General features: G+C 53.0%; 20 protein-coding genes and 1 other RNA gene. 15 read left to right on the top strand and 6 right to left on the bottom strand.

All coding sequences use genetic code 11. The features are described 5' to 3' along the window. Positions 1 to 1296: a tagatose-bisphosphate aldolase subunit KbaZ gene (gene kbaZ / locus ABOC97_RS06180; RefSeq protein ID WP_349595251.1), complete on the bottom strand. Its 1296-nt coding sequence runs from the start codon at positions 1294 to 1296 to the stop codon at positions 1 to 3. A gap of 249 nt (positions 1297 to 1545) precedes the next feature. Here kbaZ and ABOC97_RS06185 point away from each other — a divergent pair, with 249 nt between their 5' ends. Then, on the top strand, positions 1546 to 2361 hold the full coding sequence (locus tag ABOC97_RS06185) for a DeoR family transcriptional regulator (RefSeq protein WP_234505618.1): 816 nt from the start codon (positions 1546 to 1548) through the stop codon (positions 2359 to 2361). Positions 2362 to 2407: 46 nt separating this feature from the next. Here the strand turns inward: ABOC97_RS06185 and garD are convergent, their stop codons facing one another. Then, on the bottom strand, positions 2408 to 3979 hold the full coding sequence (gene garD / locus ABOC97_RS06190) for a galactarate dehydratase (RefSeq protein WP_349595254.1): 1572 nt from the start codon (positions 3977 to 3979) through the stop codon (positions 2408 to 2410). A 414-nt stretch (positions 3980 to 4393) separates the two neighbouring features. Here garD and ABOC97_RS06195 point away from each other — a divergent pair, with 414 nt between their 5' ends. From ABOC97_RS06195 to ABOC97_RS06255, 13 genes are all read left to right on the top strand, one after another. Then, the gene (locus ABOC97_RS06195; RefSeq protein WP_234505611.1) at positions 4394 to 5734 is read left to right on the top strand and encodes an MFS transporter; all 1341 of its coding nucleotides are present in this window, start codon (positions 4394 to 4396) and stop codon (positions 5732 to 5734) included. A gap of 26 nt (positions 5735 to 5760) precedes the next feature. Beyond that, positions 5761 to 6531, top strand: coding sequence for a 2-dehydro-3-deoxyglucarate aldolase (garL, locus tag ABOC97_RS06200; protein WP_349595259.1), 771 nt, complete (start codon positions 5761 to 5763; stop codon positions 6529 to 6531). A gap of 29 nt (positions 6532 to 6560) precedes the next feature. Beyond that, positions 6561 to 7451, top strand: a complete 891-nt coding sequence (gene garR / locus ABOC97_RS06205; RefSeq protein ID WP_349595262.1) for a 2-hydroxy-3-oxopropionate reductase — start codon at positions 6561 to 6563, stop codon at positions 7449 to 7451. 95 nt (positions 7452 to 7546) lie between these two features. Continuing rightward, positions 7547 to 8692, top strand: coding sequence for a glycerate 2-kinase (gene garK, locus ABOC97_RS06210; protein ID WP_349595265.1), 1146 nt, complete (start codon positions 7547 to 7549; stop codon positions 8690 to 8692). Between the two features lie 32 nt (positions 8693 to 8724). Beyond that, positions 8725 to 9106: RNase P RNA component class A (gene rnpB / locus ABOC97_RS06215), an RNA gene on the top strand. A gap of 712 nt (positions 9107 to 9818) precedes the next feature. Then, the gene (gene tdcA / locus ABOC97_RS06220) at positions 9819 to 10742 is read left to right on the top strand and encodes a transcriptional regulator TdcA (RefSeq protein ID WP_349595268.1); all 924 of its coding nucleotides are present in this window, start codon (positions 9819 to 9821) and stop codon (positions 10740 to 10742) included. Between the two features lie 113 nt (positions 10743 to 10855). Further along, positions 10856 to 11845 (top strand): bifunctional threonine ammonia-lyase/L-serine ammonia-lyase TdcB, encoded by a 990-nt coding sequence (gene tdcB / locus ABOC97_RS06225; RefSeq protein WP_349595271.1) that lies wholly within the window; start codon positions 10856 to 10858, stop codon positions 11843 to 11845. A gap of 93 nt (positions 11846 to 11938) precedes the next feature. Beyond that, positions 11939 to 13270: a threonine/serine transporter TdcC gene (gene tdcC, locus ABOC97_RS06230; protein ID WP_349595274.1), complete on the top strand. Its 1332-nt coding sequence runs from the start codon at positions 11939 to 11941 to the stop codon at positions 13268 to 13270. Positions 13271 to 13301: 31 nt separating this feature from the next. Continuing rightward, positions 13302 to 14510, top strand: a complete 1209-nt coding sequence (gene tdcD / locus ABOC97_RS06235; RefSeq protein ID WP_349595277.1) for a propionate kinase — start codon at positions 13302 to 13304, stop codon at positions 14508 to 14510. 34 nt (positions 14511 to 14544) lie between these two features. Beyond that, a complete protein-coding gene (pflB, locus tag ABOC97_RS06240; protein WP_349595280.1) occupies positions 14545 to 16839 on the top strand; it encodes a formate C-acetyltransferase in 2295 nt (764 codons plus the stop codon). 78 nt (positions 16840 to 16917) lie between these two features. Further along, positions 16918 to 18282: an L-serine ammonia-lyase gene (locus ABOC97_RS06245; RefSeq protein WP_349595283.1), complete on the top strand. Its 1365-nt coding sequence runs from the start codon at positions 16918 to 16920 to the stop codon at positions 18280 to 18282. Between the two features lie 600 nt (positions 18283 to 18882). Continuing rightward, entirely contained in the window at positions 18883 to 20208 is a 1326-nt protein-coding gene (locus ABOC97_RS06250) for an SLC5/6 family protein (RefSeq protein ID WP_349595285.1), read from the top strand. Positions 20209 to 20224: 16 nt separating this feature from the next. Further along, complete coding sequence (locus tag ABOC97_RS06255; RefSeq protein WP_349595288.1) at positions 20225 to 21529, top strand: L-cysteine desulfidase family protein; 1305 nt, start codon at positions 20225 to 20227, stop codon at positions 21527 to 21529. Positions 21530 to 21564: 35 nt separating this feature from the next. On the opposite strand, the gene ABOC97_RS06260 is transcribed toward ABOC97_RS06255, so the two are convergent. Further along, the gene (locus ABOC97_RS06260) at positions 21565 to 21729 is read right to left on the bottom strand and encodes a hypothetical protein (RefSeq protein WP_349595291.1); all 165 of its coding nucleotides are present in this window, start codon (positions 21727 to 21729) and stop codon (positions 21565 to 21567) included. 22 nt (positions 21730 to 21751) lie between these two features. Further along, positions 21752 to 22453, bottom strand: coding sequence for a pirin family protein (locus ABOC97_RS06265; RefSeq protein ID WP_234508465.1), 702 nt, complete (start codon positions 22451 to 22453; stop codon positions 21752 to 21754). Between the two features lie 104 nt (positions 22454 to 22557). On the opposite strand from ABOC97_RS06265, the gene ABOC97_RS06270 reads away from it, so the two are divergent. After that, the gene (locus ABOC97_RS06270; RefSeq protein ID WP_234508466.1) at positions 22558 to 23454 is read left to right on the top strand and encodes a LysR family transcriptional regulator; all 897 of its coding nucleotides are present in this window, start codon (positions 22558 to 22560) and stop codon (positions 23452 to 23454) included. A gap of 82 nt (positions 23455 to 23536) precedes the next feature. Here ABOC97_RS06270 and ABOC97_RS06275 read toward each other — a convergent pair whose 3' ends face one another. Both ABOC97_RS06275 and ABOC97_RS06280 read right to left on the bottom strand, forming a co-directional pair. Beyond that, the gene (locus tag ABOC97_RS06275; RefSeq protein ID WP_349595295.1) at positions 23537 to 23902 is read right to left on the bottom strand and encodes a DUF805 domain-containing protein; all 366 of its coding nucleotides are present in this window, start codon (positions 23900 to 23902) and stop codon (positions 23537 to 23539) included. A 130-nt stretch (positions 23903 to 24032) separates the two neighbouring features. Next, a complete protein-coding gene (locus ABOC97_RS06280; RefSeq protein ID WP_349595298.1) occupies positions 24033 to 25019 on the bottom strand; it encodes a glutathione S-transferase family protein in 987 nt (328 codons plus the stop codon). Positions 25020 to 25044: the final 25 nt, after the last annotated feature.

A 25044-nucleotide genomic window follows, 5' to 3' on the forward strand; every position in this document is an offset into this window, starting at 1 on the left:
TTATTCGTTGTCGGATGTCACGCCCAGGCAGGCGTGGTGGTACTGCTGCAATATGTCCTGAATATGGCTAATGATGAGCTCACGTGGCGCGGCACCGATCTCTCCTTCGCGCACTTTCACGTATTGCAGCGGTAAATACTGGCTGATGAGTGGCAGTGGAATCGGGTCGTCTGCCAGATTGCGCACCAGCCGTTCGAATGCGTCGTCAATTTGGCTATCAGGCCAGTAGTAGCGCACCCGGTCGGAGTAGCTATAGCCGCGCGCAAGTCGGCGAGCGTTGCCATCGCCATGATAGTGGCTCTGCCAGTATTCCGGGCGGTCGAGCATGACGTTTTCCAGTACCTGACGAAGGCCAGAGCAGGCTTTGGCTGGCAGCAATTCTTCTTCAATGGCGGCTAATGAGAAGAGCGCTTCCCGCAGGGAAAACGTCAGCGCCGGGCCGACTTTCAGGATCGCGAAATGATCCTTCACTAACTGACGCAGCGATTGCGGTGTTTGGTAGTCCGTGGAGTGCGCTTCAAAGACCAGTGTGTCATACGCCTCAACCATTTTGCTCAGTGCAACGGCTTTCTGCGGCTGGTAATCGATAATATGGCTGTTATCAAACTCAACCCCAGGCTGCACAACCAGGGCAATGATTCGCGGCCAGATCGCAGTCAGACCCTGTTTTTCAAAGGCATGGTGATGGGCTTCGAGCGTGGCGCGGGCGGCATTCGGTGTAGTAACGGCCAGCTCGGTTAATGTCTCATGGGCCCCGCCGGGAACGGGCACTTCTGTACCAATAACGTAAACCAGGTCGGCGATACCAAAGTGGGCAAGGCAGGTTTCTTCAGCGATCTTTGCCAGACGCGCGGCGCGTTCAGCGACGATCTCGTCCGTCAGTGGCACCGGATCGCCCTCACAGGACATGCTGCAATCAAGGTGGATCTTTTTAAAGCCCGCCGCGACATAGCTTTTGATGAGATCGTCGGCGTTGAGCATCGCCTGTTCGGCGGGTAAATTTTGCCAGCGGTTAGGCCCCAGATGATCGCCGCCTAAAATCAGTAGATCCTGGGGGAAGTGCAGCGAGTCAGCGAGCTGGCAGACAAAGCCTCGGAAATCGGCTGGGGTCATTCCGGTATAGCCGCCGAATTGGTCAACCTGATTGGACGTTGCCTCGATCAGTAAAGGGGTATGATGCGCGTGGGCAAAGCGAAGCGCTGATTCAAGTACCAACGGATGTGCGGAGCAAACGGCGTAAATCCCGTTTGCTTTACCTTGTTTATGCAGCGCTACCGTATCAGTCAGATGTTTCACTTTCCTCTCCAGAACAGATTGCTGTGACAGTTATCTTTCGGTTTGTTTCGTTTAATACTGCATTATGGTGTTGTAAAAATAAAACGAAAGATAATAGTTTTCCGATCTATTTCACAAAAGAAACATAATGAAAGATTTGGGATACTGATGATAGGCGGCTAATGGGGGAGTGGCACTTGCATTCTGGCAAAGGAAAGGCGTTAATATGAAAATCGAAATGAAACGAAAGATTGGGTTAAGGGATGCACTATGAGCAGCACTGCAATGTCGACTGAAAAACGTATTACGGGCACCAGTGAAAGGCGTGAGCTCATCATTCAGCGTTTGCGCCAGCAAGGAAGCGTGCAGGTTAACGATCTTTCCAATGATTTTGGCGTCTCAACGGTCACCATTCGCAATGATTTAGCTTTCCTGGAGAAACAGGGGATCGCGGTTCGTGCTTACGGTGGCGCACTGATTTGCGACAGCAACGTGCCGGGTAATGAGCCTTCTGTTGAAGATAAAAGTTCGCTCAATACCGCCATCAAACGGCGTATCGCGGCCGAGGCGGCGCAGCTGATTAAAGCTGGAAATCGCATCATTCTTGATTCCGGGACAACCACGTTTGAAATCGCGCGTATGCTGCGCCAGCATACCGACGTGATTGTCATGACCAATGGGATGAACGTGGCCAATGCGCTGCTGGAAGCCGACGGCGTTGAGCTGCTGATGACCGGTGGTCATCTTCGTCGTCAGTCGCAGTCTTTTTATGGCGATCAGGCCGAACAATCGTTGCAAAATTACCATTTCGACATGCTGTTCTTAGGCGTGGATGCCATCGATCTTGAGCGTGGGATCAGTACCCATAATGAAGATGAGGCGCGGTTGAATCGGCGGATGTGCGAAGTGGCGGAAAAAATCGTGGTGGTCACCGATTCCAGCAAGTTTAACCGCTCCAGCCTGCATAAAATTATCGATATGCAGCGCGTCGATATGATTATTGTTGATGAAGGGATCCCGGTAGAAAGCCTCGAAGGGCTGCGTAAAAGCGGTATCGACGTGATTCTGGTTTCGCTGGCGGATTAAAAAAGGGGGAGCATATATGCTCCCCCTTTTTGTCGGTAAACGGCTATCAGGTCACCGGCGCGGGGTTAAACACCGCCTGCTGGTTATGCAGCCCCCACTGATCCGAGAAGGTTTTCTTACGCCCGCTCGCGACGTCAAGAATGAAAAGGAACAGTTTCAAACCGACGTCTTCAATGGTCTCTTCGCCAGTAGCAATCGTGCCTGCGTTGATATCCATTAAGTCATACCAGCGGTTGGCAAGCTCGGTGCGGGTGGCCATCTTAATAACCGGCACGGCCATCAGGCCATACGGTGTTCCGCGACCGGTGGTGAACACCTGCACGGTAATACCGGAAGCCACCTGCTGAGTGCCGCAAACAAAGTCGCTGGCTGGCGTTGCGGCGTAAATCAGGCCGCGCTTGGTTGGGCGCTGACCCGGCGATAACACTTCCACGATGGCACTTTTACCGGATTTCGCAATCGAGCCCAGCGCTTTTTCGACGACGTTCGCCAGCCCGCCTTTTTTGTTACCCGGGGACGGGTTGGCGCTGCGGTCGGTTTGCCCCATTTCTAGATAGTTATCGTACCAGGCCATCTCTTCCAGCAGGCGTTTGCCCACCTCTTCATTAATGGCGCGTGGCGTTAACAGGTGGATAGCGTCGCGTACTTCAGTCACTTCCGAAAACATGACGGTGGCACCGCAGCGAACCAGCAGGTCGGAGGCGTAGCCCACCGCGGGGTTGGCGGTGACGCCGGAGAATGCATCGCTGCCGCCGCACTGCATTCCCACTACCAGCTCTGATGCCGGGCAGGTGACTCGCTGGCGCTGATTGAGTTTTTCCAGGTGACGTTCGGCGACAATGAGAATGTCATCGACCATGGATTTGAAGCCGACGTGTTGCTCATCCTGCAAACGCACGATGCTGGCACTGTCGACCGGGATGCTCTGCACATCTTCTGTCCCTTCCAGCAGACGTTCCGGCTGCAGTTTTTCGCAGCCAAGGCCAACGACCATCACTTCGCCGCCGAAGTTCGGGTTCAGCGCGATATTGTGGATGGTGCGAATAGGAACAATCGCCGCTGGGGCATTGATCGCCACCCCGCAGCCGTACAGATGGTTCAGGCCAACTACGCCATCGACATTCGGGAATTTTGGCAGCAGATCGCGCTCAATGATTTTGACCACGTAATCCACCACGCCTGCGACGCAGTGCACGCTGGTGGAAATGCCCAGCAGGTTTTTGGTCCCCACGCTGCCGTCGGCATTGCGATAGCCTTCAAAGGTATAGCCTTCCAGCGCCGGCAGCGGCTCCGGCACTTTGGTGGCCAGCGGCAAGGTATTGAGCGGTGGTGCTTTCGGTAACGCGACCGTAGATTCGTCTATCCAGCTGCCTTTGGCGATGTCGCGAACCGCGTAGCCAATGACTTCACCGTAGCGAATAATTTCGCCGTTATGAGGGATATCAACCAATGCCACTTTATGGCCCTGGGGAATATGTTCAATTAATTCCAGACCATCAGGAAAACGGGTTCCGGCTTTTAATCCGTTATCGTTAACAATGATCGCCACATTATCGGTGGCATGCACCTTTATATAAAAGGCAGTCGGCGATTCTTGTCTGATTTCAATGTTAGCCATTGTCCAGCATTCTCCAGCAACGGGGTAAAAAGAATAATGTATATAAGTGTTTCGCTTCTGGTTATAGGAAATAGAAACACATTGATGATGGAATAAAGAATGTCAGGAGTTCGGATATAAGAATGTGACGCAGATCACCTCTCGCCGTGATGCCACGTGGGGCAAGGGTAGCAATGGTTGAAATTGTGCATTAGCGCCCAGTGTTATGTGCGTATGCTCAACTTAATGTATTTTAAAAGAGGTTAAATTGGATTTATGCACAATGTGTCGATGTAGCTTCATGATTATACTGAACATCGATTTCATGGTGTCTGATTTGTTTTTTGAAAGCATCCGTTATCAATAAATAGTCAGAGAAATACGCCTTAATAAAAAATAATAAAATTAAGGTGTCCTGTACCCGAGGATAATAAAATGATGCACGATACTGCTGATGTTGCTGAATCAAAAAAGGGTATGCCTACCCGATATTTAATTTTATTGGTTATTTTCATTGTTACGGCCGTTAACTATGCAGACCGAGCAACGCTCTCCATAGCAGGTACGTCTGTTGCTCAGGAACTGAATCTGAGCGCGGTTTCAATGGGGTATATCTTCTCTGCCTTTGGTTGGGCTTACTTGCTCATGCAGATCCCCGGTGGCTGGTTACTGGATAAATTTGGCTCGAAGAAAGTGTATAGCTATAGCCTGTTCTTCTGGTCGCTGTTTACTTTCCTGCAGGGCTTTGTTGGCTTCTTCCCGCTGGCATGGGCTGGCGTCTCAATGTTCTTCATGCGCTTTATGCTGGGCTTCTCTGAAGCGCCGTCCTTCCCGGCGAACGCCCGTATTGTGGCGGCCTGGTTCCCCACCAAAGAGCGCGGAACGGCTTCGGCAATCTTTAACTCCGCGCAGTATTTTTCCTTAGCGCTGTTCTCGCCGCTGCTGGGTTGGCTGACTTTTGCCTGGGGCTGGGAGCATGTCTTTACCGTCATGGGGGTGATTGGCTTTGTGCTGACCGCCATGTGGGTCAAGTTTATGCACAACCCGACCGATCATCCACGGATGAGCAAAGAAGAGCTGAAGTTCATTGCGGATAACGGTGCGGTTGTTGATATGGACCATAAAAAGCCGGGCAGCGATGCGGCGAAAGGTCCAAAACTGGATTATATCAAGCAGTTGCTCAGCAGCCGTATGATGCTAGGTATTTTCTTTGGTCAGTATTTCTTAAACACCATCACCTGGTTCTTCCTGACCTGGTTCCCGATTTACCTGGTGCAGGATAAAGGGATGTCGATTCTGAAGGTGGGGATGGTGGCGTCAATTCCTGCGCTGTGCGGTTTCGGCGGCGGCGTGCTGGGCGGGCTGTTCTCTGACTACTTGATTCGCCGTGGCTGCACGCTGACCTTTGCGCGAAAACTGCCTATCGTGCTGGGTATGCTGCTGGCATCGACGATTATTCTGTGTAACTACACCGACAATACGGTGCTGGTAGTGGCGTTAATGGCGCTGGCTTTCTTCGGTAAAGGTTTTGGCGCGCTGGGCTGGCCGGTTATCTCCGATGTGGCGCCGAAAGAGATTGTGGGGCTGTGCGGCGGGTTGTTTAACGTCTTTGGCAACGTTGCCTCCATCGTTACGCCGCTGGTCATTGGCTATATCGTCAGCGAGCTGCACTCCTTTAATGGCGCACTGATTTTTGTAGGCTGTTCTGCACTGATGATGATGGTTTGCTACCTGTTCGTGGTCGGTGACATCAAACGTCTGGAACTGCGGAAGTAAGTCACAACTAACTTAAGGTAATGAAAATGGATAACGCGATTTTCCCTAACAAATTCAAAGCAGCGCTGGCTGCAAACCAGGTTCAGATTGGCTGCTGGTCAGCGCTTTCCAGCCCAATCAGCACCGAAGTGTTAGGCCTGGCCGGTTTCGACTGGCTGGTTCTGGACGGTGAACACGCGCCGAACGATGTGACGACGTTAATCCCGCAGCTGATGGCATTAAAAGGCAGCGCCAGCGCGCCGGTGGTGCGTATCCCGACCAACGAGCCGGTGATTATCAAGCGCATGCTGGATATCGGCTTCTATAACTTCCTGATTCCCTTTGTTGAAACTCAGGAGCAGGCAGAGCAGGCGGTCGCCTCAACGCGTTATCCACCAGAAGGCATTCGCGGGGTATCCGTTTCCCACCGCGGCAACATGTTTGGCACCGTGCCGGATTACTTCGCACAGTCCAACAAGAACATCACCATTCTTGTGCAGATTGAAAGCCAGCTCGGCGTGGATAGCGTCGATGCCATCGCCGCGACGGAAGGCGTTGACGGTATTTTCGTAGGCCCAAGCGACCTTGCGGCAGCCTTAGGTCATCTGGGCAACGCCTCGCATCCGGAAGTTCAGCAGGCGATTAAACACATTTTTGCCCGTGCCAAAGCGCACGGTAAACCAAGCGGCATTCTGGCTCCGGTTGAAGCGGATGCCCGTCGCTATCTGGAATGGGGTGCCACCTTTGTGGCCGTTGGCAGCGATCTGGGCGTGTTCCGTGCCGGAACGCAGAAGCTGGCCGACGCTTTTAAAAAGTAACCACCACGCATACACGCAAAATTGAGGAAATGACGATGAAAGTTGGTTTTATTGGCCTGGGCATCATGGGTAAACCGATGAGTAAAAACCTGCTGAAAGCGGGTTACTCGCTGGTGGTTTGTGACCGTAATCCTGAAACCGTTGCCGAAGTGATGGCGGCGGGTGCGGAAGCGGCGAGCACGGCAAAAGCGATTGCGGAGCAGTGCGAAGTGATTATCACCATGCTGCCAAACTCCCCGCACGTCAAAGAAGTCGCGCTGGGTGAAAACGGCATTATTGATGGCGCGAAGCCCGGGACGGTTCTGATTGATATGAGCTCAATCGCTCCGCTGGCAAGCCGCAAAATCAGCGAGGCGCTGAAGGCGAAGGGCGTTGATATGCTGGATGCCCCGGTCAGCGGCGGTGAGCCAAAAGCTATCGACGGCACGCTGTCGGTGATGGTTGGCGGCGATAAGGCGATTTTCGATAAGTACTATGACCTGATGAAAGCGATGGCCGGCTCGGTGGTGCACACCGGTGAAATTGGCGCGGGTAACGTGACCAAGCTGGCAAACCAGGTGATTGTCGCGCTGAATATCGCAGCGATGTCCGAGGCGCTGACGCTGGCTACCAAAGCGGGCGTGAACCCGGATCTGGTCTATCAGGCCATTCGCGGCGGCCTGGCGGGAAGTACCGTGCTGGATGCCAAAGCACCGATGGTGATGGACCGCAACTTCAAGCCTGGTTTCCGTATCGACCTGCATATTAAAGATCTGGCCAATGCGCTGGACACCTCCCACGGCGTGGGCGCACAGCTGCCGTTAACGGCGGCGGTGATGGAGATGATGCAGGCGTTGCGCGCCGACGGTCTGGGAACCGCCGACCACAGCGCTATCGCGTGCTACTACGAAAAACTGGCGAAAGTGGAAGTTTCTCGCTAATGACGTCGTGCCCGGTGGCGCTTTGCTGACCGGGCCTACCTTGTAGGCCGGATAAGTCATACGCCATCCGCCGTCGTGCGCTAATAGGCTCAGATATGAAAATCGTAATCGCCCCAGACTCTTATAAAGAAAGCCTCTCTGCTACCGAGGTAGCACAGGCAATAGAAAAAGGATTTCGGGAAATCTTTCCGGAAGCGCAGTTTGTCTCCGTGCCGGTCGCCGATGGTGGAGAAGGAACGGTTGAGGCGATGATCGCGGCAACGCAGGGGCGAGCAGTGACGTCAATCGTCACCGGTCCTCTGGGTGAAGCCGTCGAGGCACAGTGGGGGATTTCGGGCGATGGTCACACGGCATTTATCGAAATGGCAGCAGCCAGCGGGCTGGCGTTGGTGCCACCTGAGTTACGTAACCCCTTAATCACCACTTCTTACGGGACCGGGGAGCTCATCCTGCAGGCGCTGGAGAGTGGGGTGAAAAACATTATCATCGGCATCGGTGGCAGCGCCACTAACGATGGCGGTGCCGGAATGGTACAGGCGCTGGGCGCGAAGTTGTGCGATGCCAACGGGGCTGACATCGGTTTTGGCGGCGGCAGCCTGATGAGCCTGAACAAGATTGATATTAGCCGTCTTGATGCCCGCCTACAGGCGTGCAGCATTCGCGTGGCCTGTGATGTCACCAATCCCCTGACCGGCGAATCTGGTGCCTCTTTCATTTTTGGCCCGCAGAAAGGGGCTACAGAGGCGATGATTCGCGAGCTGGACCATAACCTTGACCATTTTGCCGAGGTCATTAAAAAATCGCTGCGCGTGGATGTGAAAGAAGTTCCTGGCTCCGGGGCCGCAGGTGGTATGGGCGCGGCGCTGATGGCGTTTCTTGGCGCGGATCTGCGCAGTGGGATTGAGATTGTGACCCAGGCGCTCAATCTGGAGGAACACATTCATGACTGCACGCTGGTGGTTACCGGTGAAGGGCGTCTTGATAGCCAGAGTATTCACGGCAAAGTGCCAGTTGGCGTGGCCAGCGTGGCGAAAAAATATCACAAGCCGGTGATTGGTATTGCCGGGAGTTTGACCCGCGACGTCGGGATTGTGCATCAGTACGGTATTGATTCGGTGTTCAGCGTCCTCAACCGTATTGGTTCGCTGGAGGAGGCGTTCCGCGATGCGGCGGACAATATTTACCTTACCTCGCGTAACGTTGCGGCGACCATTCTACTGGGGATGCAGACTCAAAGGTGACATTGGCGCGCAAACCCTCTATACTGCGCGCCGAAGCTGACCAGACAGTCGCCGCTTCGTCGTCGTCCTCTTCGGGGGAGACGGGCGGAGGGGAGGAAAGTCCGGGCTCCATAGGGCGAGGTGCCAGGTAACGCCTGGGGGGTGTAACAGCCCACGACAAGTGCAACAGAGAGCAAACCGCCGATGGCCCACGCAAGTGGGATCAGGTAAGGGTGAAAGGGTGCGGTAAGAGCGCACCGCGCGGCTGGTAACAGTCCGTGGCACGGTAAACTCCACCCGGAGCAAGGCCAAATAGGGGTTCATAAGGTACGGCCCGTACTGAACCCGGGTAGGCTGCTTGAGCCAGTGAGCGATTGCTGGCCTAGATGAATGACTGTCCAACGACAGAACCCGGCTTATCGGTCAGTTTCACCTCTTAAAAAACCCCGCTTCGGCGGGGTTTTTGCTTTTGAGGATGCGGGCAGGATAACCTTGAAAAAGCCATCATGCTTCTTTATTGACCTTGATAAAAATGTTAAAAATCCATTCATTTTGTCGAAATGCGACACAATGCACAAAACACTAATATAAACGTTTCGATTGGGTTTTTGTGCTGCCGACGCCGTATACATCCTCCTGGATAGCGTAAAAATCAGCTAAAAAGCAGGCTGATTTACGTTTTATAATGTCACCTTTATGTGTTCAATTTGTTAACGTAATTGATGTGAATATATTAACGTACATGCATGTTCATGCGGGTGTTGTGTGATGGTGCGCGAAGAAATGGACCAATAGGACCATTTTTTATCAGTTAATTTTATTTTATCAAATAATATTAATAGATCTTTTTCGTGCAAAAAACACCCTAAAACTGATTGGTAGATGATCTGTATTTATAATTTTAAAGGGGTGGGAAATCTCATTTTTTATCGCCATAAAATAAATTTATATGCCTCTTTTTTATTGATAAAAGTCAGCGTAATGCCATATTTTGTATTTGTAACTTAATGATTTTTAAGTGATTTATTGTAATTTTATCGTTGCGATAATCAAGGTTTAAAGTAAATTGTGAGTGGTAGCACACATCTCACATGCCCATATTTAATAGAATCCTCATCGCCAAATGGAAATAAGAGGAGAAAGAAAAATGGATAATGTTCTTCTGCCTAAAACTCAACACCTTGTCGTGTTTCAGGAAGTCATTAGAAGTGGATCTTTCGGCTCGGCGGCAAAACAACTTGGGTTGACTCAACCGGCAGTCAGCAAAATCATCAACGATATTGAATCCAACTTCGGTATCGAGCTGATGGTGCGTAAAAATACCGGTGTGACTCTGACCAGCGCGGGCCAGGTGCTGCTCGGCTACTCTGAGTCAATTACCCGAAAAATGAAAAATATGGTCAATGAGATGAACAGCCTGAGCTGCAGCAGCGTGGTTGATGTTTCATTTGGCTACCCTTCGCTGATTGGGTTCACCTTCCTGCCGGAGATGATTAAAACCTTTAAAGAGGTATTCCCGGCGGCACAGGTCACTATGTTTGAAGCGCAGCTCTCGTCGTTTTTACCGGCGCTGCGCGATGGGCGGTTGGATTTTGCGATTGGTACGTTAAGCGATGAGATGCAGCTGCAGGATCTGCACGTGGAGCCGCTTTTTGAGTCTGAGTTTGTTGTCGTTGCCTCCAAATCACGAACGTGTACGTCAACGGTCGCTCTGGAGTCGCTCTCCAATGAGCAGTGGGTCTTTCCACAAACCGATATGGGCTACTACAAAGAACTCCTCTCCACCCTCCATCTTCACCACATCAGCACCGAAAATATCGTCAAAACCGATTCCGTGGTCACTATCTACAACCTGGTATTAAATGCCGGTTTCCTGACGGTGATCCCTAAAGATATGATTGCGCCATTTGGCTCTGACCAATTTATTATTCTACCGGTCGAAGACATATTACCTATAGCGCGCTATGCAGCAATTTGGTCTAAAAATTATCGAATAAAAAAACCGGCCTCAGTATTAGTCGAGTTGGCCAAGAAATACTCTTCGCCACCAGAACAGGCCACAATAAATTAAACGCAAGCTGATGTAATAAAGCGAAAGAATTAAAGAGAACTCCAGAGTTATTTTATAGCTCTGCTACCCAGATATTATCTAACGTCAGAACCTTATTCTGATAAGAGGATACGATGCATATTACTTACGATCTTCCTGTGACCCTTGATGACATTCAAACCGCGAAAAAAAGACTCGCTGGAAAAATTTATAAAACCGGGATGCCGCGCTCTAACTATCTGAGCGAACGCTGCAAAGGTGAAATATTCCTGAAGTTCGAAAATATGCAGCGCACCGGCTCATTTAAAATTCGCGGTGCGTTTAACAAGCTGAGCGCGTTGACCGAAGCGGAGCGCCGTAAAGGGGTCGTAGCCTGCTCGGCGGGAAACCACGCACAGGGCGTTTCACTCTCCTGTGCGATGCTGGGTATTGATGGCAAAGTGGTGATGCCAAAAGGGGCGCCAAAATCAAAAGTGGCGGCCACTCAGGATTACTCTGCTGAGGTGATTCTGCACGGCGATAACTTCAACGATACCATCGCTAAAGTGAGTGAAATCGTTGAAATGGAAGGTCGCATTTTTATCCCACCATACGATGACGCACTGGTGATTGCCGGTCAGGGCACTATCGGGCTGGAGATTCTGGAAGATCTATACGATGTGGATAACGTCATTGTGCCGATTGGCGGCGGCGGCCTGATTGCCGGGATTGCGACGGCAATCAAATCCATTAACCCGACGATCAAAATCATTGGCGTGCAGTCGGAAAACGTACACGGTATGGCCGCATCGTTCTATGCCGGCGAGATAATGAATCACCGTACCTGCACGACGCTGGCCGATGGCTGCGACGTTGCTCGCCCGGGTAATTTGACCTTCGAAATCGTTCGTGAGCTGGTTGATGATATTGTCCTGGTCACTGAAGATGAAATTCGTGACAGCATGATCGCACTCATTCAGCGTAATAAAGTCGTTACCGAAGGCGCCGGTGCTTTAGCATCTGCAGCATTATTAAGTGGTAAACTCGACCATTATATTCAGGGCCGTAAAACGGTAAGTATTATTTCTGGCGGCAATATCGACCTGTCGCGTGTTTCACAAATTACCGGATTTGTCGGTGCATAATTAAATTTTCTCCTGGTTTATTTCAGGCAGCTCTCTTGATGCCCGGCTGCCTGTTATTCAAAAATGACAAAAACATTAATTCAAGGACATATTATGAGTACGACAGAAAGTATTAATGTTAGCCAAACCAAAGAATCCTCCTGGCGTAAATCTGACACCACCTGGACGTTAGGTTTATTCGGTACAGCAATTGGTGCCGGGGTCTTATTTTTCCCAATTCGTGCAGGCTTTGGCGGTCTTATTCCAATCGTGCTGATGCTGTTGTTGGCCTATCCGATTGCGTTTTATTGCCACCGCGCGCTGGCGCGCCTGTGTCTTTCCGGCTCGAATCCATCCGGGAATATTACCGAAACGGTCGAAGAGCATTTTGGTAAAACCGGCGGGGTAGTGATCACCTTCCTGTACTTCTTCGCTATCTGTCCACTGCTGTGGATTTACGGCGTCACCATCACCAACACCTTTATGACCTTCTGGGAAAACCAGCTCCAGATGCCAGCGCTTAACCGTGGTGTGGTTGCGCTACTGCTTCTGCTGCTGATGGCGTTCGTCATTTGGTTTGGTAAAGACCTGATGGTTAAGGTGATGAGCTACCTGGTGTTCCCATTCATCGCCAGCCTGGTGTTGATTTCCCTGTCGTTGATCCCTTACTGGAACTCCGCGGTTATCGATCAGGTAAGCCTGAGTGATATCTCCCTGACCGGCCACGACGGCATCCTGGTGACCGTATGGTTGGGTATTTCCATTATGGTGTTCTCCTTCAACTTCTCACCAATTGTCTCCTCGTTTGTGGTTTCGAAGCGTGAAGAATACGAAGCCGACTTTGGTCGTGAATATACCGAACGCAAGTGTTCCAAAATTATCTCCCGTGCCAGCATGCTGATGGTCGCGGTGGTGATGTTCTTCGCCTTTAGCTGCCTGTTCACGCTCTCCCCGCAAAACATGGCGGAAGCGAAAGCGCAAAACATCCCGGTACTCTCCTATCTGGCAAACCACTTCGCCTCCATGGCGGGTGAGAAATCAACCTTTGCAACCACTCTTGAATACGGCGCTTCCATCATTGCACTGGTGGCTATCTTCAAATCGTTCTTCGGCCACTATCTGGGCACCCTGGAAGGGTTGAACGGTCTGGTACTGAAGTTTGGCTACAAAGGCGATAAAACCAAGGTCTCCAGCCGCAAGCTGAGCACCATCAGCATGGTCTTCATCATGGGCTCTACCTGGGTGGTGGCTTACGCCAACCCGAACATTCTGGACCTGATTGAAGCCATGGGCGCGCCGATTATCGCTTCCCTGCTGTGTCTGCTGCCGATGTATGCCATCCGTAAGACCCCAGCGCTGGCGAAATATCGCGGCAAGCTGGACAACGTCTTCGTCACGGCTATCGGTCTGCTGACCATTCTGAACATCGTTTACAAGCTCTTTTAATTAACAAGCTCAGGATGAGCGGAGTCGCAATATGAATGAGTTCCCGGTTGTATTGGTTATTAATAGCGGTTCATCGTCTATTAAATTCTCGGTACTGGATGTAGATACCTGTGATGTGTTACTGGCGGGTATTGCTGAGGGTATTAATACAGCGCAGGCGGGATTATCGGTTAACGGCGGTGATATTTCACCGCTGTCTCACCCGACCTACGAAGCCGCGTTACAGGCGATTTCCCATGAGCTGGAAACCCGCAATTTAATCGATAGCGTGGCCTTAATCGGCCACCGTATTGCCCACGGCGGCAGTATCTTCACTCAGTCAGTGTTGATTACCGATGAAGTGATTGACGGCATTCGTCAGGTTTCGCCGCTGGCTCCGCTGCATAACTACGCCAACCTCAGTGGGATTGAGTCGGCGCGGCATCTGTTCCCCGGCGTACAGCAGGTGGCGGTGTTTGATACCAGCTTCCATCAGACCCTGCCGCCGGAAGCCTATCTCTATGGGCTGCCGTGGAAATACACCGAAGAACTCGGGGTACGTCGCTACGGCTTCCACGGCACATCACACCGCTACGTTGCCCGTCAGGCTTATGATCTGCTGAAACTACAGGAGCAAGATTCCGGACTGGTGATTGCGCACCTCGGTAATGGCGCTTCGATTTGCGCCGTTCACAACGGCAAAAGCGTCGACACCTCAATGGGGATGACGCCGCTGGAAGGGCTGATGATGGGCACCCGTAGCGGAGATGTCGATTTTGGCGCGATGGCGTGGATTGCCGCTCAGACCAACCAGACGATGAGTGACCTGGAACGCATCGTCAATAAAGAGTCTGGCCTGCTGGGAATCTCCGGGCTGTCGTCAGATCTGCGCACTCTGGAAAAGGCATGGCACGAAGGGCATGAACGCGCGCAGCTGGCGATTAAGACCTTCGTTCACCGCATTGCTCGGCATATCGCCGGACACGCGGCCTCGCTCACCCGACTCGACGGCATTATTTTCACCGGCGGTATCGGTGAAAACTCCCAGCTTATCCGCCGCCTGGTGATGGCGCATTTACGCGTGCTCGGCGTGGTAGCGAATGATGACATGAATAGCCGGCCAAACAGCGACGGGGAACGGATTATTTCCGACGAACGCTCCAGCGTAGTCTGCGCGGTTATTCCGACCAATGAAGAGAAAATGATTGCACTGGACGCTATCCGTTTAGGAAACAGCAATACGGTAGCGGAATACGCCTGAGTTAATCGCTTTTATTATTGAGAGAAGAGTTTTCATGAAGGTAAATATCGATATTAACGATATGCATTTTGCCGATGCATGGCGCGGTTTTAACGGTAGCGAATGGAAAGAAGAGATTAACGTTCGCGAGTTTATCCAGCACAACTATACGCCGTATGAAGGGGATGAATCTTTCCTCGCGGCGGCAACGCCGGCGACCACCGCGCTGTGGGAAAAGGTGATGGCGGGCATTCGTATTGAAAACGCCACCCACGCCCCGGTTGATTTTGACACCAACGTCGCGACGACAATCACCGCGCACGACGCGGGATATATCGACCAGAGTCTGGAAAAAATCGTCGGCCTGCAAACCGATAAACCGCTCAAGCGTGCGCTGCATCCGTTTGGCGGCATCAATATGATCAAAAGCTCGTTTGAAGCTTATGGTCGCGAAATGGATGCTGATTTTGAATATCAGTATACCTCGCTGCGTAAAACCCATAACCAGGGCGTATTCGATGCTTACTCCCCGGATATGCTGCGCTGCCGTAAATCAGGCGTATTGACCGGTTTACCGGACGGCTACGGACGCGGACGCATCATCGGCGATTACCGCCGCGTAGCGCTGTACGGTATTCGTTATCTGGTGCGTGAGCGCGAACTGCAGTTTGCCGATCTGCAAACCAAAATGGAGTGGGGCCAGGATCTGGAGGCTACGCTACGCCTGCGTGAAGAGCTGGCGGAGCACCGCCGCGCGCTGCTGCAAATGCAGGAGATGGCTGCCAAGTACGGCTGCGATATTTCCCGCCCGGCGCTTAATGCGCAGGAAGCGGTGCAGTGGCTCTATTTTGCCTATCTGGCAGCGGTGAAATCGCAAAACGGCGGCGCGATGTCGCTGGGCCGCACCGCCACATTCCTCGATATCTATATTGAACGTGACATGCAGGAAGGGCGTCTCACCGAAGAGCAGGCGCAGGAGCTTATCGACCACTTCATTATGAAGATCCGCATGGTGCGCTTCCTGCGCACGCCGGAGTTCGACACGCTGTTCTCCGGCGACCCAATTTGGGCGACGGAAGTTATCGGTGGGATGGGGCTGGACGGGCGCACGCTGGTGAGCAAAAACGCATTCCGCTATCTGCATACGCTGCATACCATGGGCCCGGCACCGGAGCCAAACCTGACCATCCTGTGGTCGGAAGCGCTGCCGCCGGCCTTTAAGCAGTATGCCGCCCAGGTTTCTATCGTCACCTCGTCGCTGCAATATGAAAATGACGACCTGATGCGTGCTGATTTTAACAGCGATGATTACGCCATTGCCTGCTGCGTGAGCCCGATGGTCATCGGCAAGCAGATGCAATTCTTCGGTGCCCGCGCTAACCTGGCGAAAACGCTGCTGTACGCAATTAACGGCGGGGTGGATGAGAAGCTGAAGATTCAGGTCGGGCCAAAAACCGCGCCGTTGATGGACGACGTGCTGGACTATGAATCGGTGATGGAAAGCCTCGACCACTTTATGGACTGGCTGGCGGTGCAGTACATCAGTGCGCTGAATGTTATCCACTTCATGCACGATAAATACAGCTATGAAGCCTCGCTGATGGCGCTGCATGACCGCGATGTTTATCGCACCATGGCCTGCGGTATCGCCGGGTTGTCGGTGGCGGCGGATTCTCTGTCGGCCATCAAACACGCTCGCGTGAAGCCTATCCGTGATGAAAATGGCCTGGCGATCGATTTCGAGATTGAGGGTGATTATCCGCAATATGGCAACAACGACGAGCGCGTGGATAGCATTGCCTGCGACCTGGTCGAACGCTTTATGAAGAAAATCAGAGTGCTGCCAACTTACCGTCACGCGGTACCGACTCAGTCCATCCTGACCATCACCTCCAACGTGGTGTACGGGCAAAAAACGGGCAACACGCCGGATGGTCGCCGCGCAGGAACGCCGTTTGCGCCGGGTGCAAACCCGATGCATGGCCGTGACCGCAAAGGGGCCGTGGCCTCGCTGACTTCGGTGGCGAAGCTGCCGTTTACCTACGCGAAGGACGGTATTTCGTACACCTTCTCGATTGTCCCGGCGGCGCTGGGCAAAGAGGATGCCGTGCGTAAAACCAACCTGGTAGGGCTGCTGGATGGTTACTTCCACCATGAGGCGTCAATTGAAGGCGGGCAGCATCTCAACGTCAACGTGATGAACCGCGATATGTTGCTGGATGCGATTGCCCACCCGGAAAATTACCCGAATTTAACCATTCGTGTCTCGGGTTATGCGGTGCGTTTCAATGCATTAACCCGCGAGCAGCAGCAGGACGTTATTTCGCGCACCTTTACTCAGGCAATCTAACCGTCGACCTGTGTGCGCATTGCTACACCGGGCTGCCATCCGGCAGCCCGTCTCTGAAGCCGTATCGAGGTCATGGATATGATTAGTACATTCGATATGTTCAAAATTGGCGTTGGGCCGTCTAGTTCACACACCGTGGGGCCAATGAATGCCGGAAAATCTTTCATTGACGAACTGGCGGCCGGGGGCTTTTTATCCCAGACCACACGCCTGACTGTCGATCTTTACGGTTCGCTTTCTCTTACCGGGAAAGGACACGCGACCGATGTCGCGGTGATTATGGGGCTGGCGGGCAATCGCCCTGACAGCGTCGACATCGATGCCATGCAGCCATTTATGCGCGCCGTAGAGCGTAGCGGGCTGCTCAGCGTGGCACAGGGTGAAGCGGAAGTGCCGTTTTCCCTTAGCGACGATGTCATCTTCCATAATGAAGCTCTGCCGCGCCATGAAAACGGCATGCGCTTTACCGCCTGGGGTAAAGAGGGGATTTTGCTCAGCAAAACCTACTACTCCACCGGCGGCGGTTTTATTGTTGAAGAGTCGAAATTTGGCCAGGAGTTTGAGGTTGAACAACCTGTGCCGTATCCCTTCAATTCCGCCAGCGAACTGGTACAGCAGTGCAAAGAGCACGGGCTTTCTATCTCTGGCCTGATGATGCAAAACGAGCTGGCGCTCAGAAGCCAGAGCGAGATTGATACCGGTCTGACTCGCATCTGGCACGTCATGCGTACCGGCATTGAACGCGGGATGAATACGGAAGGCGTGCTGCCGGGGCCGATGAACGTTCCGCGCCGTGCCGTCGCGCTGCGGCGACAGTTGGTCTCCAGCGACAGTACCTCCAGCGATCCGATGAATGTGATCGACTGGATCAACATGTTTGCGCTGGCGGTGAGCGAGGAGAATGCGGCGGGCGGGAGAGTCGTGACAGCGCCAACCAACGGCGCGTGCGGCATCGTGCCGGCGGTGCTGGCCTATTACGATAAGTTCAGGCGCACGGCGAACGGTAACTCCATCGCCCGTTATTTACTGGCCGCTGGCGCGATTGGCGGGCTGTATAAGCGTAATGCTTCGATTTCCGGCGCAGAGGTTGGGTGTCAGGGCGAGGTCGGCGTGGCGGCATCAATGGCGGCCGCGGGATTGGCCGAGCTGCTTGGCGGCAGCCCGCAACAAGTGTGCATGGCCGCAGAGATAGCCATGGAGCACAATCTGGGGCTCACTTGCGATCCGGTGGGTGGACAGGTGCAAATCCCTTGTATCGAACGCAACGCGATCAATGCGGTAAAAGCGGTTAACGCGGCGCGGATGGCAATTCAACGCACCAGTGAAGCGCGGGTTTCTCTCGATAAAATTATCGAGACCATGTATGAAACCGGTAAGGATATGAACGAGAAATACCGCGAAACGTCGCGCGGTGGTCTGGCGATTAAAGTGCTGTGTGATTAGTCGATTGTGCCAAAAACAATGACGTCGTAAGCATGTGGATACGATCCGTTGCAACGCCCCTGGCCTGATGGTCCGGGGCGTTTTTTTTTGGCTGCGGGCCGCCGCGGGCCGGATCATATAAGCAGTGTATTATTTTGTTTTCTTACATTTTTTCTACAAACATTGGAGTTATTGGCTAAATCAATCTGACACTGTGATAGCCATCATTTTTTGCTGGCGCTGCCAGTTACAACCCATTAACTCGCCGGTTTGCGCTGTCTCACAAAATGGCTGTGCCATGCGGGCGTGCAGAAATCACCATAAACACACAATGTCTTATAAAACAATGCATTACATTGACTTTGTGTGATGGTGAAAAATATAAATCCTTTATGAATTGATAAGGATAGAAATAAACTTACCCATATATCGCTATATGGAGCATTTTTTTCTCCATATGGCGTTTCCCATGCCAGCAGTGGCAAGTTTTTTCTCCTTAACCCGCGCTATCATCTATCCACTATAAAAAATGTGGTTAATAACCCTGCATTGCTAAAAATATGTGGAATATCAATCTGTATTAAAACAATAAACCCTACAAACCAAGAGTGAGACTTTGTTATGGAAACAATCTCAGTTGCACCGGCACAAACCTCTAGCGCGGCAGCACGAGCGGGCATGTCGGAAAGTGAATGGCAAGCGGCAATAAAATTCGACAGTACCGACGTGGGCTGGGTCATCATGAGTATCGGGATGGCTATCGGTGCGGGGATTGTGTTTCTCCCCGTTCAGGTTGGCTTGATGGGCCTGTGGGTATTTCTGCTCTCTTCTATCGTCGGTTATCCGGCCATGTATTTGTTCCAGCGGCTGTTTATTAACACCCTGGCGGAATCCCCGGAGTGTAAAGACTACCCTAGCGTAATTAGCGGCTACCTCGGCAAAAACTGGGGGATATTGTTGGGGGCGCTCTATTTCATCATGTTGGTGATTTGGATGTTCGTCTACTCCACAGCCATCACCAACGACAGCGCCTCTTACCTGCATACCTTTGGCGTCACCGACGGTCTGTTATCCGAAAACCCGTTCTATGGTCTGGTGCTGATCTGCGTGCTGGTGGCTATCTCTTCACGGGGTGAAAAGCTGCTGTTTAAAGTCTCCAGCTTTATGGTGCTGACCAAGCTGCTGGTAGTCGCCGCGCTAGGGGTTTCGATGGTGGGGATGTGGCATCTGTATAACGCCGGTACGCTGCCGCCGATGGGGCTACTGATCAAAAATGCCATCATCACGCTGCCGTTTACGCTGACCTCGATTCTGTTTATTCAGACCCTTAGCCCGATGGTTATCTCTTATCGTTCGAAGGAGAAATCACGCGAAGTCGCACGTCATAAGGCGCTGCGCGCCATGAATATCGCCTTTGGCATTCTGTTTGTGGTGGTCTTTTTCTACGCCGTCTCATTCACCCTGGCGATGGGCCATGATGAAGCGGTTAAAGCCTATGAGCAGAATATCTCGGCGCTGGCGATTGCGGCACAGTTTATCAATGGCAGCGCAGGGGCATGGGTGACCGTGGTCAGCGTTATCCTCAACATCTTTGCGGTGATGACCGCTTTCTTCGGTGTTTATCTTGGTTTTCGCGAAGCGACTCAGGGGATTGTGATTAACCTGCTGCGCCGCAAAATGCCGGAGGAAAAAATCAACCAGAAGCTGGTGCAGCGCGGGATCATGTTGTTCGCCATCCTGCTGGCGTGGAGTGCGATTGTACTCAACGCGCCGGTGCTGAGCTTCACCTCTATCTGTAGTCCTATCTTCGGTATGGTCGGCTGTCTTATCCCGGCCTGGCTGGTTTACAAAGTGCCGGCGTTACACAAATACAAAGGTGTCTCCCTGGTGATCATTATCATCACTGGCCTGCTGCTCTGCGTGTCTCCGTTCCTGGCATTCTCTTGATTAATTGGTGGTAAAAATGGATGAAGTGAAAATGAACCCGCTGTGGGACGTGCTGATTCAGGCGGTAAAACAGAACGTCAAACCTGCGATGGGGTGTACCGAGCCGGTGTCCCTGGCTTTAGCCAGCGCCATCGCGGCCTCTCATCTGGCCGGTCGCGTCATCCGTGTTGACGCTAAAGTGTCACCCAATCTGATGAAAAACGGTATGGGCGTCACCGTACCGGGCACGGGAATGGTGGGGTTGCCGATTGCCGCCGCTGTAGGGGCCCTGGGCGGCGATCCGCAGGCCGGGCTGGAAGTATTGAAAAGCGCGTCGGTTGACGCCATTGCGGCGGGAAAGGTGCTGCTCGCCAGCGGCAAGGTCTCGGTCACTATTCAGGAGCCGTGCGAGGAAGTGCTGTACGCCAGCGCGACCGTTTATACGGCGGATGAGTCTGCGACGGTGACGATTGCGGGAGGGCACACGCGGGTTGTTCGTATCGTGAAGAATGGCGTCGTGCTGTTGGATGCTGGCTGCTGTGGAGGAGCAGGAGAAGAGCCGGCGGTATCGCTGGAGAACGTAACGCTGGCGCAGGTAGTCGAGTTTGCCGAGCAGGTACCGTTTGAAAAAATCGGCTTTATTCTTGATGCGGCCCTGCTCAATGATGCGCTGTCCCATGAAGGGCTGCGCGCCCAATATGGCCTGCACATCGGCGTTACTTTACAGCGTCAGCGTGAGCGCGGACTGCTGGCGAAAGATTTGCTCAGCGATATTATGATCCGCACCTCGGCTGCATCCGATGCGCGGATGGGCGGGGCCTGCTTACCTGCCATGAGCAACTCCGGTTCGGGCAATCAGGGTATTGCCGCCACCATGCCGGTGGTGGTGGTGGCTGAACATCTGGAGTGTTCACAGGAGAAAATGGCGCGTGCGCTGCTCCTGTCGCACATGACGGCTATCTACATTCACCATCAGCTGCCCATGCTGTCCGCACTATGCGCCGCGACGACCGCTTCAATGGGCGCCGCTGCCGGGATTTGTTGGTTGATTGATGGCAGCTACCGCTGTATTGCGATGGCGATAAGCAGCATGATTGGCGATGTGAGCGGCATCATTTGCGATGGCGCATCCAACAGTTGTGCGATGAAGGTTTCTACCAGCGTGTCGTCGGCGTGGAAAGCGGTACTGATGGCGCTGGATGAAACGGCCGTCACCGGCAATGAAGGTATCGTGGCAAACGATGTGGAACAGTCGATCAGCAACCTTTGCGCGTTGGCCTGCCGCTCTATGCAGCAAACCGACAAGCAGGTGATTGAAATTATGGCGAGTAAAATCGCTTAGCCGAGCGCCCCGGTATCTGACCGGGGCCCGCGTCTTTATGCCGCTTCGGCCTCATCGGTCTGGCGGCTTTGCGCTTCTGTCACGATAGCTTCCAGCTCGCTGAGCATCTCTTCAAACCCAAACTCTGTGGGTATCGTGACTACTGGTGCCGATGTTACGACATCCGCTGTGCGCTGCTGCCTCTTGTTTCTCTTACTCATTTTCCCCGGCTCCCTGAAAACGCTATACCGGTAAATCTATCAGTAAAGCGCGCAGAGGGGTATCAGCCACCAGTGTGATATTGCTTTCATCACGAATAAATGCGCCGTCGCCGCAGGTTAGAGCCTGCTTTTCGGCGTCGTGGGCAACCGCGTGCACCGTACCGTGAATCGACTGCAGATAGGCGCGTGGCCCGTGCAGTTGCAGATTAACCTGCTCACCTTTATCCAGCTCAATATGATGCAGCCAGACCTGCTGGCGCAGCTGCAGGCTGCCTTCGCTGCCGTCCGGAGATGCCAGCAATTGATGCGCTGCGTCATGCAGTTTCATCTTCTGCACGCGCGAGTTTTCGCGTTCCGGGCAGGCGTCCAGCCAGATTTGTATCCGGGTTAACGATTTATCTTTGCTGAGATTATGTTCGCTATAGCTGACGCCAGGCTGAGTGGCAATCAGCAGCGCTTCACCGGCCTTGACCTTAATGTGGTGGCCCTCGTTATCGCGATACTCAGCCTCACCTTCCAGAATCAGATTCAGGATATCCACTTTTGGGTAAGTTCGCGGCTGGAAGGCGGCGCCGGGCGCAAGCACTTCCTGATTCAGCACGCGCAGAGAGGCGTAACCCAGCAGTTTCGGATCAAAATAATGCCCAAAAGAGAAGGTATAGCGGGCCTGCAGCCAACCGAAGTCAGCCTGTCCGCACTGTTTTGCTGTTCTTGTGGTAATCATCTTCTTGACCCTCCTTTACATTAAATCAATGGTAAAGGTATGGACGCTGCATTGTTAGCCAGATATTCTGCCCGGTATGTTCAAATTCCCTGAATGAGAACGCCATGGCTAAAGAGAGAGCACTGACGCTGGAAGCACTACGAGTAATGGACGCTATCGACAGACGTGGCAGCTTTGCCGCCGCGGCCGATGAGCTGGGCCGTGTGCCTTCGGCATTGAGCTACACCATGCAAAAGCTGGAAGAAGAGCTGGACGTGGTGTTATTTGACCGCTCAGGTCATCGAACAAAATTCACCAACGTTGGGCGCATGCTGCTGGAACGTGGGCGGGTACTGCTGGAAGCGGCGGATAAGCTGACCACCGATGCTGAAGCCCTCGCGCGCGGCTGGGAGACGCATCTCACCATCGTTGCAGAGGCGCTGATCCCAACGCCCACGCTTTTCCCGCTGGTTGAGAAGCTGGCCACCAAATCCAACACCCAATTGTCGATTATCACCGAAGTGCTAGCGGGGGCCTGGGAGCGTCTGGAGCAGGGGCGTGCCGACATCGTGATTGCGCCGGATATGCATTTCCGTTCATCGACGGAGATCAACTCACGCAAACTGTATTCGGTAATGAACGTCTATGTTGCTGCGCCGGATCATCCAATTCACCAGGAAGCGGAACCGCTTTCCGAAGTGACGCGCGTGAAGTATCGCGGCGTGGCGATTGCCGATACCGCCCGCGAACGCCCGGTGCTGACGGTGCAATTGCTCGATAAACAGCCGCGATTAACGGTAACGTCGATGGAAGAAAAACGTCAGGCGCTGCTGGCCGGGTTAGGGGTGGCGACCATGCCGTATCCGCTCGTCGAGGATGATATTGCGCAGGGGCGACTGCGGGTTGTGAGCCCGGAGTATAGCAGTGAGATCGATATCATCATGGCCTGGCGACGCGACAGTATGGGCGAAGCCAAATCCTGGTGCCTGCGTGAAATCCAGAAACTGCTGACCGCCAGATAGAGGGTTGTTATCAGCGGGGAGAGATTTCACCCGTAGTCGGTGCGACAGCACCGGCTACGGGCTACCTGATTGTGCAATACAATCAAGGAATGCGTTTCGGGTCTGGCCCAAAGCGGTTATCGCCCGGCGTCCCGTTCTGGCAGTTGAAGATAATAATCACTATCCAGCCAATGATCGGAATAAGCAGCAACAGTAGCCACCATGCCGAGCGGTCAGTGTCATGCAGACGGCGGAACTGTACGGCCCACCAGGGCAGAAAGATCAGAATGCCGTAAATGGTAGTGAGGATCCCCTCGCCACCGGCACGCTGCCAGCCCAGCATTTTATCCACCACGCTTAACACGGCCGTCAAAATGACGTTCACCAGGATGAACATCCAATACTCTTTGCGACGGGCGCGGCCGCCAAATCCAATATAGTTACGTAGAACGTTGAGATACCAATCCATTTTCATGCCTCTGTTGATCATTAATCACTTGTTTTTAAAGCGATCAAGCTAAGGATAGTCGCGAATGAAAAGGTGGTAAATATTGATAGGGTGAATTAATTAGGGCATCGATGAACGATGCCCTGTGCGCTTAGCGGAAACGTTCGTCACGCCCGTGCGGTTCATCCAGATTTTGCCATGGCCCGATGGAGATAATGCCGGTAGGGTTGATGGTTTTGTGGCTGCGGAAATAGTGCGTGCGGATATGGTCAAAGTTGACGGTGTCCGCGATGCCCGGCATTTGGTAGATATCACGCAGGAAACCATGCAGATTCAGATAGTCGCTGATGCGGTGTTTGTCGCACTTAAAGTGGGTGACATAAACCGGATCGAAACGGATAAGCGTGGTCCACAGGCGGATATCGGCTTCGGTGAGCTGATTGCCGGTCAGGTAGCGATGCTGTCCGAGGATCTTTTCCAGGCGGTCCAGCGAGCTAAAGACTTTTTCTACCGCTTCATCATAGGCGGCCTGGCTGGTGGCAAAACCGGCCTTGTAGACGCCGTTGTTCACGTTGTCGTAGATCCAACCATTCAACTCATCAATTTGTTCGCGCAGCGCAGGCGGATAGTAGTCACCCGCTTTGGCACCCAGTGCATCAAAGGCCGTATTGAACATGCGGATGATTTCTGCAGATTCGTTGCTGACGATAGTCTGGTTCTTTTTATCCCACAGCACCGGCACCGTCACGCGGCCGGAATAGTTTTGATCGGCGTGTTGATAGAGTTGATAGAGAAACTGGTGTTGATAGAGCGCATCGCCCGTCGCCGCCGGGAAGTCCGCATCGAAGGTCCAGCCGTTTTCCAGCATCAGCGGATTGACGACGGAAACGGAGATAAATGGCTCCAGTCCTTTCAGCGTTCTGAGAATTAGCGTGCGGTGAGCCCAAGGGCAGGCAAGAGAAACATACAGGTGATAGCGATCTTTCTCGGCGGCAAAGCCTGCGTTGCCGGTTGGACCGGGTTCGCCGTTGGCGGTCAGCCAGTTACGAAAGGCGGAGACTGAACGCTGGAAACGTCCACCGGTGGATTTGGTGTCATACCAGACGTCTTGCCAGACGCCATCGACTAATTGTCCCATGATGTTCTCCTTTTAATACTGGGCG

The sequence above is a fragment of the Kluyvera huaxiensis genome, from assembly GCF_040149365.1.
GTDB classification, from domain to species: domain Bacteria; phylum Pseudomonadota; class Gammaproteobacteria; order Enterobacterales; family Enterobacteriaceae; genus Kluyvera; species Kluyvera intermedia_A.

What these genes read in the sequence shown, in the direction of transcription:
- ABOC97_RS06185 (WP_234505618.1), top strand. Translation starts at nt 1,546, where the DNA reads ATGAGCAGCACTGCAATGTCGACTGAAAAACGTATTACGGGCACCAGT.
- garD (WP_349595254.1), bottom strand. Translation starts at nt 3,979, where the DNA reads ATGGCTAACATTGAAATCAGACAAGAATCGCCGACTGCCTTTTATATA.
- ABOC97_RS06195 (WP_234505611.1), top strand. Translation starts at nt 4,394, where the DNA reads ATGATGCACGATACTGCTGATGTTGCTGAATCAAAAAAGGGTATGCCT.
- garL (WP_349595259.1), top strand. Translation starts at nt 5,761, where the DNA reads ATGGATAACGCGATTTTCCCTAACAAATTCAAAGCAGCGCTGGCTGCA.
- garR (WP_349595262.1), top strand. Translation starts at nt 6,561, where the DNA reads ATGACGATGAAAGTTGGTTTTATTGGCCTGGGCATCATGGGTAAACCG.
- garK (WP_349595265.1), top strand. Translation starts at nt 7,547, where the DNA reads ATGAAAATCGTAATCGCCCCAGACTCTTATAAAGAAAGCCTCTCTGCT.
- tdcA (WP_349595268.1), top strand. Translation starts at nt 9,819, where the DNA reads ATGGATAATGTTCTTCTGCCTAAAACTCAACACCTTGTCGTGTTTCAG.
- tdcB (WP_349595271.1), top strand. Translation starts at nt 10,856, where the DNA reads ATGCATATTACTTACGATCTTCCTGTGACCCTTGATGACATTCAAACC.
- tdcC (WP_349595274.1), top strand. Translation starts at nt 11,939, where the DNA reads ATGAGTACGACAGAAAGTATTAATGTTAGCCAAACCAAAGAATCCTCC.
- tdcD (WP_349595277.1), top strand. Translation starts at nt 13,302, where the DNA reads ATGAATGAGTTCCCGGTTGTATTGGTTATTAATAGCGGTTCATCGTCT.
- pflB (WP_349595280.1), top strand. Translation starts at nt 14,545, where the DNA reads ATGAAGGTAAATATCGATATTAACGATATGCATTTTGCCGATGCATGG.
- ABOC97_RS06245 (WP_349595283.1), top strand. Translation starts at nt 16,918, where the DNA reads ATGATTAGTACATTCGATATGTTCAAAATTGGCGTTGGGCCGTCTAGT.
- ABOC97_RS06250 (WP_349595285.1), top strand. Translation starts at nt 18,883, where the DNA reads ATGGAAACAATCTCAGTTGCACCGGCACAAACCTCTAGCGCGGCAGCA.
- ABOC97_RS06255 (WP_349595288.1), top strand. Translation starts at nt 20,225, where the DNA reads ATGGATGAAGTGAAAATGAACCCGCTGTGGGACGTGCTGATTCAGGCG.
- ABOC97_RS06260 (WP_349595291.1), bottom strand. Translation starts at nt 21,729, where the DNA reads ATGAGTAAGAGAAACAAGAGGCAGCAGCGCACAGCGGATGTCGTAACA.
- ABOC97_RS06265 (WP_234508465.1), bottom strand. Translation starts at nt 22,453, where the DNA reads ATGATTACCACAAGAACAGCAAAACAGTGCGGACAGGCTGACTTCGGT.
- ABOC97_RS06270 (WP_234508466.1), top strand. Translation starts at nt 22,558, where the DNA reads ATGGCTAAAGAGAGAGCACTGACGCTGGAAGCACTACGAGTAATGGAC.
- ABOC97_RS06275 (WP_349595295.1), bottom strand. Translation starts at nt 23,902, where the DNA reads ATGGATTGGTATCTCAACGTTCTACGTAACTATATTGGATTTGGCGGC.
- ABOC97_RS06280 (WP_349595298.1), bottom strand. Translation starts at nt 25,019, where the DNA reads ATGGGACAATTAGTCGATGGCGTCTGGCAAGACGTCTGGTATGACACC.